Source organism: Streptomyces cacaoi (genome assembly GCF_006539165.1).
In the GTDB taxonomy this organism is placed as follows: Bacteria; Actinomycetota; Actinomycetes; order Streptomycetales; family Streptomycetaceae; genus Streptomyces; species Streptomyces cacaoi.
Map to the genome: position 1 here is coordinate 302,131 of NZ_BJMM01000004.1, position 15,490 is coordinate 317,620.

Annotated in this window: 16 protein-coding genes; 6 read left to right on the forward strand and 10 right to left on the reverse strand. The window is 74.9% G+C overall.

Annotation, left to right across the window (positions count from 1 at the left end; all coding sequences use genetic code 11):
- Positions 1 to 192: 192 nt before the first annotated feature.
- Together SCA03_RS35975 and SCA03_RS06785 are read left to right on the forward strand one after the other, a co-directional pair.
- Positions 193 to 1,722, forward strand: a complete 1,530-nt coding sequence (locus SCA03_RS35975; protein WP_312000918.1) for a PspC domain-containing protein — start codon at positions 193 to 195, stop codon at positions 1,720 to 1,722.
- The gene (locus tag SCA03_RS06785) at positions 1,719 to 1,994 is read left to right on the forward strand and encodes a hypothetical protein (protein ID WP_086814366.1); all 276 of its coding nucleotides are present in this window, start codon (positions 1,719 to 1,721) and stop codon (positions 1,992 to 1,994) included. The genes SCA03_RS35975 and SCA03_RS06785 overlap by 4 nt, the downstream gene beginning before the upstream one ends.
- 136 nt (positions 1,995 to 2,130) lie before the next feature.
- Here SCA03_RS06785 and SCA03_RS06790 read toward each other — a convergent pair whose 3' ends face one another.
- Both SCA03_RS06790 and SCA03_RS06795 read right to left on the reverse strand, forming a co-directional pair.
- Entirely contained in the window at positions 2,131 to 2,697 is a 567-nt protein-coding gene (locus SCA03_RS06790) for a DoxX family membrane protein (RefSeq protein WP_051846226.1), read from the reverse strand.
- A 291-nt stretch (positions 2,698 to 2,988) separates the two neighbouring features.
- Positions 2,989 to 3,927 carry an alpha/beta hydrolase family protein gene (locus SCA03_RS06795; protein ID WP_051855451.1) on the reverse strand — a complete coding sequence of 313 codons (939 nt, stop codon included), beginning with the start codon at positions 3,925 to 3,927 and terminating at the stop codon, positions 2,989 to 2,991.
- A gap of 57 nt (positions 3,928 to 3,984) precedes the next feature.
- Here SCA03_RS06795 and SCA03_RS06800 point away from each other — a divergent pair, with 57 nt between their 5' ends.
- Positions 3,985 to 4,560: a helix-turn-helix domain-containing protein gene (locus tag SCA03_RS06800; protein ID WP_086814367.1), complete on the forward strand. Its 576-nt coding sequence runs from the start codon at positions 3,985 to 3,987 to the stop codon at positions 4,558 to 4,560.
- 90 nt (positions 4,561 to 4,650) lie between these two features.
- On the opposite strand, the gene SCA03_RS06805 is transcribed toward SCA03_RS06800, so the two are convergent.
- Positions 4,651 to 5,343 carry a DUF4232 domain-containing protein gene (locus tag SCA03_RS06805; RefSeq protein ID WP_086814370.1) on the reverse strand — a complete coding sequence of 231 codons (693 nt, stop codon included), beginning with the start codon at positions 5,341 to 5,343 and terminating at the stop codon, positions 4,651 to 4,653.
- A 138-nt stretch (positions 5,344 to 5,481) separates the two neighbouring features.
- Positions 5,482 to 6,231: an SDR family oxidoreductase gene (locus tag SCA03_RS06810; RefSeq protein ID WP_086814372.1), complete on the reverse strand. Its 750-nt coding sequence runs from the start codon at positions 6,229 to 6,231 to the stop codon at positions 5,482 to 5,484.
- A 134-nt stretch (positions 6,232 to 6,365) separates the two neighbouring features.
- Here SCA03_RS06810 and SCA03_RS06815 point away from each other — a divergent pair, with 134 nt between their 5' ends.
- Positions 6,366 to 6,965, forward strand: a complete 600-nt coding sequence (locus SCA03_RS06815) for a TetR/AcrR family transcriptional regulator (protein WP_030874658.1) — start codon at positions 6,366 to 6,368, stop codon at positions 6,963 to 6,965.
- 66 nt (positions 6,966 to 7,031) lie between these two features.
- Here SCA03_RS06815 and SCA03_RS06820 read toward each other — a convergent pair whose 3' ends face one another.
- Both SCA03_RS06820 and SCA03_RS06825 read right to left on the reverse strand, forming a co-directional pair.
- Positions 7,032 to 7,493, reverse strand: coding sequence for a nuclear transport factor 2 family protein (locus SCA03_RS06820; protein WP_030874655.1), 462 nt, complete (start codon positions 7,491 to 7,493; stop codon positions 7,032 to 7,034).
- A 189-nt stretch (positions 7,494 to 7,682) separates the two neighbouring features.
- Positions 7,683 to 8,681: a GlxA family transcriptional regulator gene (locus SCA03_RS06825; RefSeq protein WP_230988509.1), complete on the reverse strand. Its 999-nt coding sequence runs from the start codon at positions 8,679 to 8,681 to the stop codon at positions 7,683 to 7,685.
- Between the two features lie 108 nt (positions 8,682 to 8,789).
- Between SCA03_RS06825 and SCA03_RS06830 the strand changes: the two genes are divergently transcribed.
- The gene (locus SCA03_RS06830; RefSeq protein WP_086814375.1) at positions 8,790 to 9,752 is read left to right on the forward strand and encodes an alpha/beta hydrolase; all 963 of its coding nucleotides are present in this window, start codon (positions 8,790 to 8,792) and stop codon (positions 9,750 to 9,752) included.
- 35 nt (positions 9,753 to 9,787) lie between these two features.
- Here SCA03_RS06830 and SCA03_RS06835 read toward each other — a convergent pair whose 3' ends face one another.
- Entirely contained in the window at positions 9,788 to 11,167 is a 1,380-nt protein-coding gene (locus tag SCA03_RS06835) for a hypothetical protein (protein WP_371863900.1), read from the reverse strand.
- A 605-nt stretch (positions 11,168 to 11,772) separates the two neighbouring features.
- On the opposite strand from SCA03_RS06835, the gene SCA03_RS06840 reads away from it, so the two are divergent.
- Positions 11,773 to 12,126 carry a hypothetical protein gene (locus tag SCA03_RS06840; protein WP_030874649.1) on the forward strand — a complete coding sequence of 118 codons (354 nt, stop codon included), beginning with the start codon at positions 11,773 to 11,775 and terminating at the stop codon, positions 12,124 to 12,126.
- Positions 12,127 to 12,264: 138 nt separating this feature from the next.
- Here SCA03_RS06840 and SCA03_RS06845 read toward each other — a convergent pair whose 3' ends face one another.
- The 3 genes from SCA03_RS06845 to SCA03_RS06855 all read right to left on the reverse strand — a co-directional run bounded on the left by SCA03_RS06845 (position 12,265) and on the right by SCA03_RS06855 (position 15,148).
- Complete coding sequence (locus SCA03_RS06845; protein WP_174864482.1) at positions 12,265 to 13,620, reverse strand: NAD(P)/FAD-dependent oxidoreductase; 1,356 nt, start codon at positions 13,618 to 13,620, stop codon at positions 12,265 to 12,267.
- Positions 13,617 to 13,811 carry a ferredoxin gene (locus SCA03_RS06850; RefSeq protein WP_030874644.1) on the reverse strand — a complete coding sequence of 65 codons (195 nt, stop codon included), beginning with the start codon at positions 13,809 to 13,811 and terminating at the stop codon, positions 13,617 to 13,619. The genes SCA03_RS06845 and SCA03_RS06850 overlap by 4 nt, the downstream gene beginning before the upstream one ends.
- 107 nt (positions 13,812 to 13,918) lie before the next feature.
- Complete coding sequence (locus SCA03_RS06855) at positions 13,919 to 15,148, reverse strand: cytochrome P450 (RefSeq protein WP_086814377.1); 1,230 nt, start codon at positions 15,146 to 15,148, stop codon at positions 13,919 to 13,921.
- Positions 15,149 to 15,490 lie beyond the last annotated feature (342 nt).

Sequence of the window (15,490 nt, forward strand, 5' to 3'; positions counted from 1 at the left end):
AGTTCAGGGAGTTCAGGGAGTTCCGCGAGTCCCGGCGCCACCGGCCCTTCTGACGGCGCCGGCGGCCGGAGCGGCTCCGATGGACGGGGCGGAATCGGTGGCTCGGGTGGTACCGGCGGCACAGGCGGTACCGGCGGCACAGGTCGTACCGGTGGCCCGGGCGGTACCGGCGGCCCAGGTGGGAGCGGCGGTGTGGGCGGTGTCGGCGGAGCAGGCGGCTCCGGCGGCGACGGCGGAACCGGTGGCGTCGGGGGGCGTTGGGGGAGCGGTGCGGTGGGGGAGGAGGCGTTCGGCGGCGGGGGGCGGAAGTTGCGGCGTAGCCGGTCCCACAAGGTGGCGGGGGGCGTGTGCGGCGGGCTGGGCCGGTACTTCGACCTCGACCCGGTGATCTTCCGGGTGCCGCTGGCGGTGCTGTCCGTCGTCGGCGGGCTCGGCCTCGTCTTCTACGGCTTCGCCTGGCTGCTGATCCCCGCCGAGGGGGAGACGGAGAACGAGGGGCGGCGGCTGCTGTCGGGCCGGGTGGACGGTGCCTCGCTGTCGGCCATCCTGGTGGCGCTGGTCGGCTGCGGCCTGTTCCTCGCGTCGCTGGGCAGCCGCAGCGTCCCGTTCTCCGTGCTGCTGATCGGCGCGGTGGCGGGCGCCGCCCACTGGTCGCAGCGTCGGCGGCAGGCGGAGGCGGCCGGTGCGGGGGGCGCCCCGGTCGATCCGGCGACGGCGCACGCGGTCGCCGACGCGCCTCCGGAGACCAAGGCCCCGCCCACACCGCAGGCTCCCTCGTGGTGGCGTGAACGCCCGTCCGGTCAGGGTGCGGACGGCGACGGCTATCTGTGGGGGCCGTCGGGCGCCGTGCCCGGCGCGGGCGCGGAGGCTGCCGGGCCGGCCCGGACCGGGCGCCCGTGCGCGCGCCGCTCGCGCCCGCGCCCGACCCGGCAGGGTTCCCTCGGCGGGCTCGTCTTCCTGCTCGCGGTGGCGGGCTGCGCCGTCGGTACGGTCGTCACCTGGGAGGGCCACACCCTCGGTACCGCGCTCACGTTCGGGCTGGGGACGGCCCTCGCGGTCTTCGGCGTGGGCCTGGTGGTCAGCGCGTTCGTCGGCCGGGTCGGCGCCGGCACCCTGGTGTGCCTCGTCCTGACGGCGGGGCTGCTCGCGGGCGCCGCCGCGCTGCCCAAGGACATCTCCACCCGGTTCCGGGAGGCCCACTGGGCACCGGCCGCCGCCGGCGAGGTCAAGCCGCACTACCGGCTGGGCTCCGGCTCCGGCGAGCTGGACCTGCGCAAGCTGGAGCTCAAGAAGGGCCAGAAGCTGCACAGTTCGCTGCGGGTGGGTGCGGGACAGCTGAAGGTCGTGGTGCCGGACGACGCGAACGTCCGGGTGCGGGCCGATGTCGGCGCGGGCGACGCCCGCTTCCCCACCGGCCTGGACGGCGACGGGCAGGTCGCGTTCGAGTCGTCCTCCGGGTTCGACCAGAGCCGCGAGATGATGCTGCGTCCGTTCGACGGCGCCCCGTCCAAGGGGACGGTCGTGCTGGATCTGAGCGTCGGGCTGGGCCGCGCCGAGATCGTCCGCGAGCTGCCCTCGGGGGAACGCTCCGACCTGGAGTCGGCCGTCCCGGACAGCGACCAGCCCGGACGGCGGGGAACGGAACCCGGGCCCGGCACCTCGGGGGCCGGTGAGCGGGACGGAGACGGCGAGCAGCCCGCCGGGGAGGACAGCGCACGATGACCCGACACCCCTTCGAACCGGCCCGGTTGCTCCTCGGCCTGGTCATGGTGGCGGTCGCCGTCGCCTATCTGCTGGACGCCTCGGGGGAGTGGGACGTCCCGCACTGGGTGCTGCCGATCGTCGTCCCGGCGGCCCTGCTGCTGGCCGGGTGCACGGCCCTCGCGACCCTGTGGGCCCGCCGCTCCCTGGCGTCCCGGCGCCGCGGCCTGCCGGGCGGCTCCGGCGGTGAGGGCCGGGAGGGACGCCCCGGTGAGCCGGTGGACCGGCGCTGACGGACGGACGGGACGGCACCCGGACGTTTCGCACCCGGACGTGTCCGCGCATCGGGACGTGTCCGCGCACCCTGACGTGTTCGCACCCGGACGTGTCCGCGCTCGACGGTGCACAGCCGGGGACGCCTGAGCGGCGTCAGCCGAAGATCTGCCGTCCCCGGCGTCGGCGCCGCAGCGCGAGCAGCGCGTCCAGGGAGAGCATCGGCGCCCCGGCCATGACCAGCGGCAGCCAGGCCATCAGATACGGCAGGTCGTTGCCGTAGTAGTAGGGGTCGCTGGCCCAGCTGACCGTCATCCACAGGACGAACGAGAGCACCGCGCCCCCGGCCGCGGCCACCCGCGCCCACAGCCCGAGCAACGTGCCCAGCCCGACGGCGAGTTCGCCCGCGGCGAGGGCCGTGCCGAAGCCCTCGGGGCTGTGCTGTGCCAGATCGACGAGCCAGGTCGCGGCGGCCTGGTCGTGCGCGGACCGCAGCGTCGCGGCGAGCGTGCCGGGGCCGTCGCCGGTCAGGAAGTGGGGGTCGGTCAGCTTGTCGAGACCGGCGTAGCAGAAGGTGATGCCGAGGAAGAGCCGCAGGGGCAGCAGCGCGTACCGGGAGGCAAGGGTGCGGGGGCCGACCGGCGCCCCCACGACCGGTCCGGAGAAGCCGCTGACGGCCCGTGGGCCCTCGTCCGCGCCGCCGATGCGTCCCGTATCAGGCATGCCGTACCGCCTTCCGCTTCCGCGTTCGGTGTGCGGAAGCGATTCTTCCTCCCGAGCCGCCCCCGGGGGCAAACCGGGCCCGACTCCGGTGCGGTTCCGGGCCCGGGTGCGGGGGCGGTTCCGGCCCGACTCGGCGGCTTCCAGGCGCACTTCGGGGTGTCGGGGGCGCACGTCGGGGCGTACCCGGGGCCCGGTGGCCCCGGGTGGATCCAGGGCGCTGCTCGGGCGGTGCCGCTCAGGCGGTGCTGCTCAGGCGGTGCTGCTCAGGCGGTGCCGCTCAGGCCGTGCCGCTCAGGCGGTGCCGGTCTGTTCGACGGCCTGGAGGCGGGGGCCGGCCTCGCGCAGCCGGGGCGCGAGCCAGCCGGAGACCTGGGCGAGCAGCTCGGCGTCGACGGGGGCGCGCAGCAACCGCCGGTAGGTGCGCAGCGAGGGCCGGCCGGGGTCGCGGCGCAGCAGGTGGGTGAGGTCGGGGAGGCGGTGGGTCTCGATCTCGCCGGGCACCAGCCGGCGCATCTCGTCCAGGTCCGCCGGGTCGACCTGGATGTCCTTGGCGCCCGTGATCGCCAGGGTGGGGACCCGGATCGCCGAGAGGTCGGGGCGCGAGTCGTGCAGGAACATCTCGCGGGACCAGCGGGCGTTCATCCGGACACCGGCGACGCGGGCCACATCGGTGCGGGTCCGCTTCATCCGGGCGATGTGGCGGTTGCCCACGGAGCGCAGCAGCGAGCGCAGCGGCGCGGGCAGTCCACCGGCGATCTGCCGGCCCTGCCACCGCAGCGCGTCGTCGCCCCGGCCGGCGAATCCGGCGAGCAGTACGACGGCCTTCACCCGCGGGTGCGAGCCGAGGGTCATGGCGTGCACGGCGCCTTCGCTGTGGCCGACGACGCCGAGGGCGTCCGGCCGGATCTCGGGGTGTGCGGCGAGCGCACGTATCGTGGCGGCGGCGTCGGCCTGGTTGTCGGCGAAGCCGGTGGCCGTCCAGTCGCCGGGGGTCGCCGCGACGCCGCGCCGGTCGTAGCGGAAGGTGGCGATCCCCTCTGCCGCGAGGGCGGCGGCGAGCGGCGGCCCCAGCTCCATGCGGACCTTGGCGGTGTTCCCGTCGCGGTCCAGCCGGCCGGAGCCGTGCAGCAGGACCACCGCCGGGTGCGGGCCGGTGCTCTCGGGCAGGGTCAGCGTTCCGGCCAGCGGCAGCCCGTCGTCCGCGGCGGCCGTCATCTCGATGTTCCGCATCTCGCCCCTCATTGATCTCAACTTCGAGAAAGTTATCAAACATGAGACCATGGCCTCATGGCAACCGCGAATCTTCTTCTGCACCCGGTCCGGCTCCGCATCCTCCAGACACTCGTCGGCTCCGATCCCATGACCACCGCGCAGCTGCGCGAGCGCCTGCCGGACATCGCACCGGCCACGATGTACCGGCACATCGCCGTGCTCGCCCGCGAGGACGTGCTGGAGGTGGTGGAGGAGCGGAAGGTGCGCGGCACCGTCGAGCGCAGCTACCGGGTGCGCCAGGAGCACGCCGTCATCGCCCGTACGGCGCGCGAGGAGATGACCCTGGACGACCACCGGCAGGCGTTCACCGCGTTCTCCGCCGCCGTGCTGGCGGACTTCGAGCGCTACCTCTCGCACGAGGACGCACGCCCCGCCGAGGAGGGCGTGGTCGCCCGGCAGGGCGCCGTCTGGCTCACCGACGAGGAGTTCGCCGCGCTGGTCGAGGAGATCGAGGCGGCGGTCCGCGCCCGCGCCGAGGGCACCCCCACCGAGGGCCGCCGGCGGCACATCTTCAGCTACGCCATCGTCCCGGACCGGCCGGGGAAGAAGCCGGACGTCCGCGGCGGCGGCGCGCAGGACGCCGGGGAGTGAGCCGGTTCCGCGCCGGCGAGGGCCGGAAACGCCGCCGAGGCGCCCGGTCGGCCGGACGCCTCGTGCGGCAGGAGGGGAAGCGAGCCGTCGTCAGCCCTGGGCGACGGGGTTGACGAAGGTGCCGGGCCGGGTGGCGCCGGACTGGTCGAGGATCGCGCCGCCGTAGGGCCAGTCGAGGGTGACGTGGGAGGTCTCGTCGGGCGGGGTGAGCATCACCTTGTCGACGAGGAAGGGCTTGGTGTCCTTCAGGTCCCGCTTGACGGGCAGCAGGTCGAGCGGCACCGACGCGGCCTCGCCGGGCTTCAGGGTGACGGTGGTCGGCTCGACCCCGGAGCGGCGCAGATCCCAGGTCTCGCCGGACTCGCTGATCAGCCGGACGCCCGGGAAGCCGTGCAGGGTGCAGGTGCTCCCGCTGTTGTTCTCCAGCTTGATCCCGGCGGTCTGCTGGTTGTGGGCGGCCATGTCGGGTGCGCCGCCGTGCGGCAGGCCCCAGGAGTAGTCGAGTCCGCCGGTGTGGCAGCGCTCGCTGCCGCTGGAGGCGGCGGCCGAGGTGCTGTTGATGGCGTCGGTGCGCGAGCCCTTCTGCGCCATCTTGTCCACCTTGACGCCCGAGACCTCCTTGCCGGCCTTGTCCGCGGCGCCCTTCGCCTCGGAGGAGGCGCTGGAGGCGGCCTTGGAGGAGGACGAGTCGGAGGAGTTGCACGCCGTGGCGCCGGCGCCCACCGCGATGACGGCGAGCACGGCGGCGGCGCAGCGGGCGGCGCGGTTGAGCCTGGCGGTCATGGTTCCTCATTTCCGGCGCCGGGTTCCCCGGCGCTCCCCGTCGTCAGTGCGTCCAAGTGCGTTTACGGGAGGTGTGATGCGCCGCCCCCGGCGGGAGTTCACCGGATTGTGTCCGGGACCTGTAACAGCGGGCGCGCCTCAGTACGCCAGCTCGCCGACGCCGCCGTCGACGCGGAGCACCGTGCCGACGGTGTAGGCGGACTCGTCCGAGGCGAGATAGACGGCGGCCTTCGCCAACTCGGTGGCGCTGCCCAGGCGGTGGAGCGGCACGGTCCGCCGCAGCTCCTCCTGGAGGGCGGCCGCGCGCTCCTCGCCCAGCGGCTTGAACACATCGGTGACGGTCGGCCCCGGGCTCAGCCCGTTGACGCGCACGCCCCGGTCCTTCAACTCGTGGGACAGGCCGCGCGCGTAGGACAGCAGGCCCGCCTTGGCCGCCCCGTAGACCGTCGCCTGCTCGTGGCCGACGAACGCCGAGACCGAGCCGACGAGAAGGACCGACGACTGCTGCGAGAACAGCGGCAGCAGGGCCTTGATCAGGAAGAACGGTGCCTTGAGGTCGGTGGCGACGAGCCGGTCGAACGCCTCCTCCGTCCACTCCTCGATCGGGAGGTGGGTGGTGTCGGCCGCGTTGCTCATCAGGATGTCGAGCTTCGGCCACTCCGCCTCCAGGCGCGCGGCGAGCGCCGCCTGGGCGGGCACGTCGCCGGCGTCGCTGACGAGGGGCAGCACCGGGCCCTCCAGCCGGCGGGCGGCCTCGTCCAGCCGTTCCCGGGAGCGGCCCGTGATGGCGACGGTCGCTCCCTCGGCTAGGAACTCCCGTGCGGTCGCGAACCCGATGCCGCTCGTGCCGCCGGTGATCAGTGCGTGCTTTCCCGCAAGTCGGCCCATGGCTCTTCTCCTTGTCCGGTGCGCCGGCGCACGGGCCGACGGTGCTCACGACTTCTGTGTGAGTGTTCCAGAAATGGTGCGAGGGAAGCTACGACTTCTTGAACGTGTCGTCAAGAAGTCGTAGTGTCGGGCACGTGCCACGGACCGGACGCCCCCGAGCCTTCGACAAGGACCGCACGTTGCAGCGTGCGGTCGAACTGTTCTGGTCCCGTGGCTACGGGGCGACGTCGATCCAGGACCTGGTCGACGCGCTGGCCGTCGAACGCGGCAGCCTCTACGGGGCGTTCGGGGACAAGCGCCGCTTCTACCTCGACGCCGTCCGGCTCTACTGGGAGGTGTACGAGCGGCATCTGGTCGCCGCGCTCGACACCGTGCCGCTCCTGCCGGCGCTGCGCGAGATCCTGACCCACCCGGCACGCCTGGACGAGCTGGTGACCGACATGGGAGCACCGCAGGGCTGTCTGGTCGGCAACACCGCCGCCGAGCTGGTGCCCCACGACAGCGAGGCCACCGAGCTGGTCGCCCGCTCGTACGGCCGGTTCACCGAACTCGTCACCGAAGCGCTCCGCCGCGCACAGGCCAGCGGAGAGGTCACGGACAGCGCCCGCCCCGAGGCGCAGGCCAGGCTCCTGCTCTATGTCGTCCAGGGGCTCTCGCTCGTCTCCCGGGCGGAGAGCGACAGGAGCGCGGCGCCGGCCGCCGTCGACACCGCGATCGACGCACTGCGGGCGTGACCGGGCCGACGCCGCCGCCGGCCCGGGGCGGGCGGCGGCGTCAACGGCCCGGTACGGACGGGGGTGTCAGCGGAGCGGGAGGTCGGCTCCGTGCTCGTCGCGGGCGCGCGGGCCGTGGATACGGCGTTCCGCCTCGGTGATCGCGACATCGTTGATACTCGCCTCGCGGCGGCTCATGAGCCCGCGCTCGTCGAACTCCCACAGCTCGTTGCCGTAACTGCGCCACCACCGGCCCTGTGCGTCGCGGCACTCGTACTGGAAGCGGACCGCGATCCGGTTGCCGTCGAAGGACCAGAGGCTCTTCCGCAGCGCGTAGTCCAGCTCGCGCTCCCACTTGCGGGTGAGGAAGGCGACGATCTCCTCCCGGCCGGTGACGAAGGTGTCGCGGTTCCGCCAGACCGAGTCCGGCGTGTAGGCCAGCGCCACCCGCCGGGGGTCGCGGGTGTTCCACGCGTCCTCGGCCGCCTGCACCTTCTGGAGGGCGGTCTCGCGGGTGAACGGCGGGCAGGGCGGGCGCTCTTCTGTCATGGCGGCCTCCTCGTGGTGGACTCCGAGGCGGTCTCCCCGCGCGGGCCCGGCGCCTCCCGGTGGTGACCCCTCGTACGGAGAACGGGCGTTCTCCCGACAGCCTACGGCAGGCGCGTCCGCCGGGCGGCGCCGGTCCGCCGGGCCGGTGCGGCGGGCCGGTGCGGCGGGCCGGTGCGGCGGGGCCGTGCCTCAACTCCCGGGCCGCGCCGGGGCGGTGGGGGCCGCGCGGAAGGCGCGGCGGTAGGCGGAGGGTGTGGTGTTCAGGGCGGCCCGCATGTGCTGGCGCAGATTCGTGCCGCTGCCCAGGCCGGTGGCGGCGGCGATGTCGTCCACGGGCTGTTCCGTGGACTCCAGCAGATGGCGTGCGTGCTTCAGCCGGGCGGAGGTCAGCCACTCCGCGGGGGACAGTCCGGTCTCCTGCCGGAACCGTCTGGTGAAGGTCCGCACGCTCATGTGGCAGTGCGCCGCGAGCCGGCCGAGGGACAGCCGCCGGTCCAGGTGGCGCACCATCAGCGTGCGGGCCGCGGCCGTCGAGGTCCCCGCGTCCTCCGCGACCGGATGGTCGATGTACTGCGCCTGCCCGCCCTCCCGCATGGGCGCGACGACGTTGTACCGGGCGATCCGGTTGGCCACCGAGCTGCCGTGGTCCTCCCGCACCACGTGCAGGCACAGGTCGATGGCCGCGGCGCCGCCCGCGGACGTCAGCACGCCGCCGTCGTCGACGTAGAGCGGATCGGTGTCGAGGTCGACCGAGGGGAAGAGCCGTCGGAACCGTTCCGCGTAGCGCCAGTGCGTCGCGGCCCGGCGCCCCTCCAGCAGGCCGGCCGCCGCGAGCACGAACGACCCGGTGCACAGGGACACCATCCGCGCCCGGCGCCGGGCCGCCCGCAGCGTCTCGGCGAGACGGGGGTCCAGCACACCCTCGTCGAGCACGTCCGGCGCGCGGGTGCCCGCGACGATCACGGTGTCCGCCTGCTCCACCAGGGACAGATCACCCTGCGGCAGCACGCTGTACCCGTTCACCGTCACCACCGGGGCGCCGTCCGGCGTGACCGTCCGTACGTCGTACGCCGCCTCTCCTCCCCGCGTGGTGACCATGGCGAGCATCTGCGCCGGAATGCTGAGGTCGAAGGCGACGGCCGGTGCGAGGGCGAGCACGGTCACCCGGTGCGGGGCTGGAGAGGTCATGGCCCGATAGTTGCACATCATGGCCCTCGGGCCACTTCTGCGGTGATCGGAAACCGGCGAAGCTGACGGCAGTTCGCTTCCGCACCGCACGAAAGGCGGCCACAGGCCATGTCGCTCCCCGCTGTCGACCCCGAGATCCGGACCCTGCTCGACACCTCCGACGCCGAGGTCTTCCCGCTCCACGACCTGGACGACGTCCTCGCCGACCCGGCGCGGTACGCGCTGCTGCGGGACCGCCCCGACACCCGCGTCGACGACCGTGTGAAGGTCGGCGACCTGTACATCCCCGGGCCCGGCGGACAGCTGCGGCTGCGGGTCTACCGCCCCGCCGCCGACGACACCGCGCCCGCCGCCGTGCCCGCCGCACTGCCCGTCGTCCTCTATCTGCACGGCGGCGCCTTCACCTACGGCTCGCCCGAGGCCGAGGAGGACCACGCCCTGCGCTACGCCGCCGAGGCCCGGGCCGTCGTCGTCTCCGTCGACTACCGTCTGGCGCCCGAACACCCCTTCCCCGCCGGGCCCGATGACGCCTACGCGGCGCTGACCTGGCTCGCCGCACACGCAGCCGAGATCGGCGGCGATCCGGAGCGGATCGCGCTGGTGGGGGTGAGCGCCGGCGGCAACATCGCCGCCTCGACCGCCCTGCGCGCCCGCGACCTCGGCGGCCCGCAGCCGGTCTTCCAACTGCTGACCTACCCGGCCCTGGACAGCCACGCGGCCAGCGACTCCATGCGCGAGGCCACCGGAACCCCGGTCCTCAACCAGGCCGCGGCCGCCTGGGCCTGGCACTACTACACAGGCGGCGACCTCCACACGCCCTACGCCGCACCGCTCGCGGCCACCGACCTCAGCGGGCTGCCGCCCGCGCTCGTCGTCGTGGCCGAGGTCGACCCGCTGCGCGACGAAGGCCGCCGGTACGCGGAGCGCCTCACCGCCGCCGGGGTCACCACCGAACTCATCCAGGTCCCGGGCGCCGTGCACGGCTTCGACCTGATCTTCCCGAACGCCCGGGTGAGCGAACGCAATCTGGCGGACCAGGTACGCGCCCTCCGCGAGGCGCTGCACGGCTGATGCCGCTGGTCCCGGCCGGTCTCCGCTGCCCGGTGCTAGTCCACGACGTCGATCGTGTACCGGTTCGTCTCCACCCCGGCCGCCGTGACGACCTGCACCTCGACCCGGCCCGGCTCGACCTCCACCGGTACGGGCACCGTCAGCACCCCGTCCGTCGGGTTGGCGAAGCCGCCGGGCACCGGGATCAGCGGGGCGTGGACGTGCACCGTGCCGACGCGGACGACGGTGCGGGCGAGCCGGTCCGCCCCGCCCGCGCCGGGCGGGACGAAGCCGGCGCCGCGGATCTCGATGTCGTCGCCGGTACGGATCGGCGCATGGAGATCGCCGACCTCCCGGGCCCGGACGACGGACAGCACGACGGGCCGCCCGCCCTCCGCGTACTTGCCCGCCAGATACGTGACCGTCGAGACCACCACCAGCAGCGCCAGCGCCCACGGCAGATCCGGCAGCCGCTCCGGCTGACGTGCCAGCCGGACCGCGGCGAAGACCACCGCCACCCCGCTGACCAGCACGTACTGCACATCCGAGAAGGCGCCCCTGCCCTCGTCGTCGGTGAGCAGATCGGCGGCGCGCGGCCGGTCGGCCCGCACCTTCTGGAGCCGCCGGCCGTGCACCCGCACCGTCACCGCACGCCGTACGACGACCGCGACGGCGCAGGTCAGCGCGAGCACCGTGAGCGCGCCCGCACCCTGGGCCAGGTCCAGCCCGGACAGCAGCCGCTCCCGTCGCGCGGCGGAGGACGCCGCCGCCAGCTGGACGGCGAGCACCAGCACGGTGAAGACGGCCAGCAGCACCCAGGCGGCGGCGACGGTGCGCGAGGTCGACAGCCGGTTGTCCTCGCCGATCACCGGGGCCAGCGCCCCGCCGCGCCGCCGGTGCAGCACGGCCGCCGTCGACAGGCCGCCCGCGGCGACGAGCGCCGCCACCAGCCCCGCCGTGCGCGCCACCGTCCAGCCGGTGCCCAGCGCCGTCAGCAGCTCGACGAGCAGCAGCAGTCCGACGGCCGCCCAGACGACGACGAGGGTGCGGCGTGCCAGCAGTGCCAGCCACGCCTCACCCTCGGTACGGCGCCGGTCGGCGACCTCCCGCGCCGCCGCCGTCAGTTCGTCGGAGATCCACTGGCGGGAGGCGCTCGGCGAGTGGGAGAGCGCCGCGGGAACGCTCTCCCCGCCGGCGAGTTCGTCCCGCCGCCGCGCGAACGCGGCCCGGGCGCTCCGGTAGGCGTCCCGCGCGCCGCGCCCGGTGCCGCCCGGTGCGGCGTACGGGGGCGCCGGCTCCGGGGGCGCCTCGCGTGGCGGTTGTCCGGACGCGTACGGGGGAGACGCGTGCGGGTGCGCCTGCGGAGGTGCGTGCGGCGGCGGGGGCGCGGGCGTGCGCGGGGCCGTACCCCGTGCGCCGGACAGGCGGGCGGCCAGCCCGGCCGCGAACTGCCGGGACCGGCGCGCGACTCGGTCCGCCCAGCCGCCGTCCTCCCGCTGCCGCGGCGGTGCGCCGCCCTGCCCGTCCGGGGTGTCGGACCCCGGAGCGCCGGGCTCCGGGGGCGGTGCGGCCGGAGCGGGGGTGGCGGTGGTGTCGGGCGGCGCGGTGTCGGACGGGGAGCCGCCGGGTGCCGGGGAAGGTGGCTGCGGTGTTCGCGCCGGGTCGGCGCCCGGGTGCGGGTGGGCGGCCTCCCGGCGGGCGTTCCCGTGCGCGTCGTGCTCGTTCCCGGCCCCGTCCCCGGGACGGTCCCCGCTCGTCGAACCGTCCCGAGCCGTGTCCACGGCCACTGCAACCCCGCCTTCCAACTTCCTTGCAATGGAAGGGGATTGTGCCTTACGCCGAAGGTGGTCCGTTCATCAGGTCACCCCGGAGCCGGGTGACGGCCGCCACAGGCGGTTGACGGGGCCCGCCGTACGCCTCGCGCCGCCGGCCCTCGCCGGGTACGGACGCAGAACGTTCCGGCCGGACGCGCGCGGACGCTCGACGTGAGGGGAGGGGGTGTGCTAATGGACGCCGAACGGGCCCGGATACGCTCGCGGCCATGGACGTACTCATCAATGTCTTCGTCGGCCTGCACATCATCGGTATCGCCGCCCTGCTGGGCGGCTTCTTCACGCAGATGAAGGCCATGGGCCAGGGCGAGGCCAGGATCGCCAAGGGCATGCTGCACGGCGCCCTGACCATGCTGATCACCGGCGCGGCCCTGGTCGGCTTCAACCAGGCCGCCGATCATCCGGTCGACAACATCAAGATCGGCGTCAAGCTGGTGCTGCTGATCGCCATCCTCGGCATCACCTACGTCAAGCGGGACGACGAGAAGGTGCCGGCCCCGCTCTTCGGCGCCGTCGGCCTGCTCACGCTCGCCAACATCTTCATCGCCGTCCTCTGGGTCTGACGGCTTCCGCTCCTTCTTCCTTCGGCGCTCCTCCCCGGGCCGCCCGGAACCCGCCGCCGCTTCGGGGGAGCCCGGCCGCCGCGCCCCGCTCGGGGGTGGGAGGCGCGACGACCGGGCAGCTCGGGGCGCCGGTGCGGGTCAGCCCTGGACGGCCGTGCGGAAGGCGGCCAGCGCCTCGTCCCAGTCGGCCGGCGCGTCCCCGGCGACCAGCGCACGCAGCCCCCGGACCGTCCTGGGCGGCAGGCCGGCACCGAGCACGCCCGTGGCCCGGCCCTCCCGGCCGTGCAGCGCGGCCAGCCGCAGCGGATCCTTCTCCAGGCACAGCACCTCGATCCGGTCGGCGCCCTCCAGCACCCCGTACGCCTGGAGCTTGAGCCCGAACTGGTCCGACCAGAAGTACGGGACGGGCGCGAACGGGCGCGGCGCGCCGAAGCGTTCCGCGTCCAGCTCGGCGAGGAGGTTGCGGGCCGCCGCCAGGCCCTGCTCGGTGGCGTTCATCCGGTGCTCGACACGGAGCGTGCGGCCCAGCACCGGGTGGTACCAGCGGGCCACGTCCCCCGCGCCGTACACGCCGGGCGCCGCCGCGCAGTGCGCGTCGCACCCCAGCCCGTCGGCCAGATCGAGCCGCACCCCGTCGGCGGCGCGCGCCCCGGCGCCCGCGGCCTCCGCGCCCGGGGCCGCCGCCTCGCCGGACGGGCCGAGCCAGTCGACCGCGGGGACGGAGCCGGTGGCGACCAGCACCGTGTCCGCCTCGACGGTGCCGCCGTCCGCCAGCCGCACCCCCGTGACGTGCCGGCCGTCCGGACCGCCCGCCGGGTCCGGGCCGGTGACGACGCCGCTCGCGCGCCCGGCGCGCAGCTCCACACCGTGCGCCCGGTGCACCGCCGCCAGCAGCGCGCCCGTCTCGGCGCCCAGCACCCGGCCCATGGGCGCCGTACCGGAACCGATCAGGACGACCCGGTGACCCAGCCCGGTGGCGACGGCCGCGGCCTCGGCACCCAGCACCCCGTCGCCGACGACGGCGAGCCGGCGGCCCGGCGCGGCGAGCCGCTCGCGCAGGGCCAGCGCGTCCTCCAGGGAACGCAGCACGTACACCCCCGCCACGCCTTCCGTGCCGGGCAGCGTGCGGGGCCGGACGCCGGTGGCGACGACGATGCCCGCGCAGTCCAGGACGGTGCGCTCGGCGTCGTCCAGGGTGAGCCGCCGGGCCGCGGCGTCGAGCGCGGCGGCCCGGGTGCCCAGCCGCAGATCGAGATCGAGCCCGGCGAGCTGCTCGGCGCTGCGCAGCCCGGTGCGGTCCGGCTCCCAACTGCCGGACAGCACCTGCTTGGACAGCGGCGGCCGGTCGTAGGGCGGATGCGGCTCGTCGCCGACGAGGGTGAGCAGGCCGTCCCAACCCGCCCGGCGCAGCCCCTCGACCGCCGCGAGCCCCGCGGCGGACGCGCCGACCACCGCTATCCGGGGCGCCGGTCGCCCCCGGTCGCCGCTGGTCACGCGTCGACCTCGATGGCGGCGGCGGGGCAGATGGCGGCGGCTTCCCGTACGGCCTCGTGCCGGTCGGCGGGCGGGGCCGCGTCGAGCAGGACGACGATGCCGTCCTCGTCCCGCTGGTCGAAGACCTCCGGCGCGACCAGTACGCACTGGCCGGCGCCGCAGCACTTGTCCGGGTCGACGGTGACTCGCATGGGGACCTTCCTTCGTGTATCGCTGCGTTGATGGCCGCGTTGCCGGCTGTGGTGGTTGTGCAGGTTGTGGTGCGGGTTGCCGTGCCGGTGGCGTGCGGCGTGGGCCGTCACCAGGTCACGGGCAGTGCGTGGCACCCGTGTATGGCCATGTCGGTGCGGAAGGGGATCTCGTCGAGCGGCACGGCCGGCCGCATGGTGGGGAAGAGGCGCAGCAACGTCCCGATGACGACCTGGAGTTCGGCACGGGCCAGCGCCTGGCCCAGACACTGGTGGATGCCGTATCCGAAGGCCACATGGTGCTGCGCGTTGGGGCGGCACACGTCCAGCCGGTCCGGGTCCTCGAAGGTGGCGCCGTCCCGGTTGGCGGCGGGCACCGCGACGACGACGCCCTCACCGGCCCGGATGAGCCGGCCGCCCACCTCCACGTCCTCGGTGGCGGCGCGGCGCGGGCCGTTGCGGATGATGCTGTGGAAGCGCAGCAGTTCCTCCGTCGCGCCGCGGATCAGCGAGGGGTCGTCCCGCAGCCGGCCGGCGGTCTCCGGGTCGAGCATCAGCGTCAGCGCCGACAGGCCGATCATGTTGGCGGTCGTCTCATGCCCCGCGATCAGCAGCAGGGCCGCGAAGGCGACGACGTCCTCGTGGCCCAGCTCGCCCGCGTCCTGCTGCTCGGTCGCCAGCCGGCTGAGGATGTCGTCGCCCGGCCGCTCCCTCTTCGCCCGGACCAACGCGTCCAGATACGCGACGAGTTCGGCCCGTGCCGTGCGGCGCTCCTCCTCGCTCTTCTCGCGGGAGAGGAGCGTCCCGGTCAGCCGCTGGAACAGCTCGTGGTCGTCGTACGGGACCCCCAGCAGCAGGCTGATCGCCAGCGACGGCAGCGGCAGCGCGAGCGCCTCGACGAGGTCCACGGGGTGCTCGGCGGGATCGGTGGCCGCCATCGCGTCGCACAGCTCGTCGGTGATCCGCTGGAGGGTGGGACGCAGCGCCTCCACCCGCTTGACCATGAAGTCCCGCGTCACCATGCGGCGCAGCCTGGTGTGGTCGGGCGGATCCATCCGGATGAAGCCGCGGGCCGCGCCGTCGACCGGTGCGCCTCCCGTCATGCCGCTGCGCGGATAGCCGGGGCTGGTGGTGTCCGAGCTGAAGCGGCGGTCGCCGAGTATCGCCCGGACGTCCGCGTACCGGGTGGCCAGCCATGCCCGGCTGCCGTCCGGCAGCGAGATCCTGGACAGCGGCTCCTCCAGCCGCAGCCGGCCGAGCCCCTCGGGCGGGTCGAACGGGCAGCCCGGGGGCGGCTGGACGGGCAGGGGCTGCGGTGCTTCCGCGGAGGTGGTGGTCATGCCGCTCCTCGCTCTGCGCGGTGGACGCGGGCCGCACGGACCCACGCCTGGGCTTACAGGCGTTAGCTTACGCATGTATCCCCAGGGAGCGCACCACCGGGCACCCGCCGGCCGGGCACCGCATTCCGGCTACCCACGGAGCAGAGGTGGCAAGCCGGGCACGGGAGTTGAGCGGGTTCGCCGCGCGGGGCGGGGCACATGGCGCGGGGGAGCCCGGCGCCGTGCGTGCGCCCGGTCGCGGCGCGGGGGAGCCCGGCGCCGTGCGTGCGCCCGGTCGCGGCGCGGGGGCGGATTCGGCGGAGGGCCGGCGCCCCGGGGAGGGATGCCCCAGCCGGAAGGGCA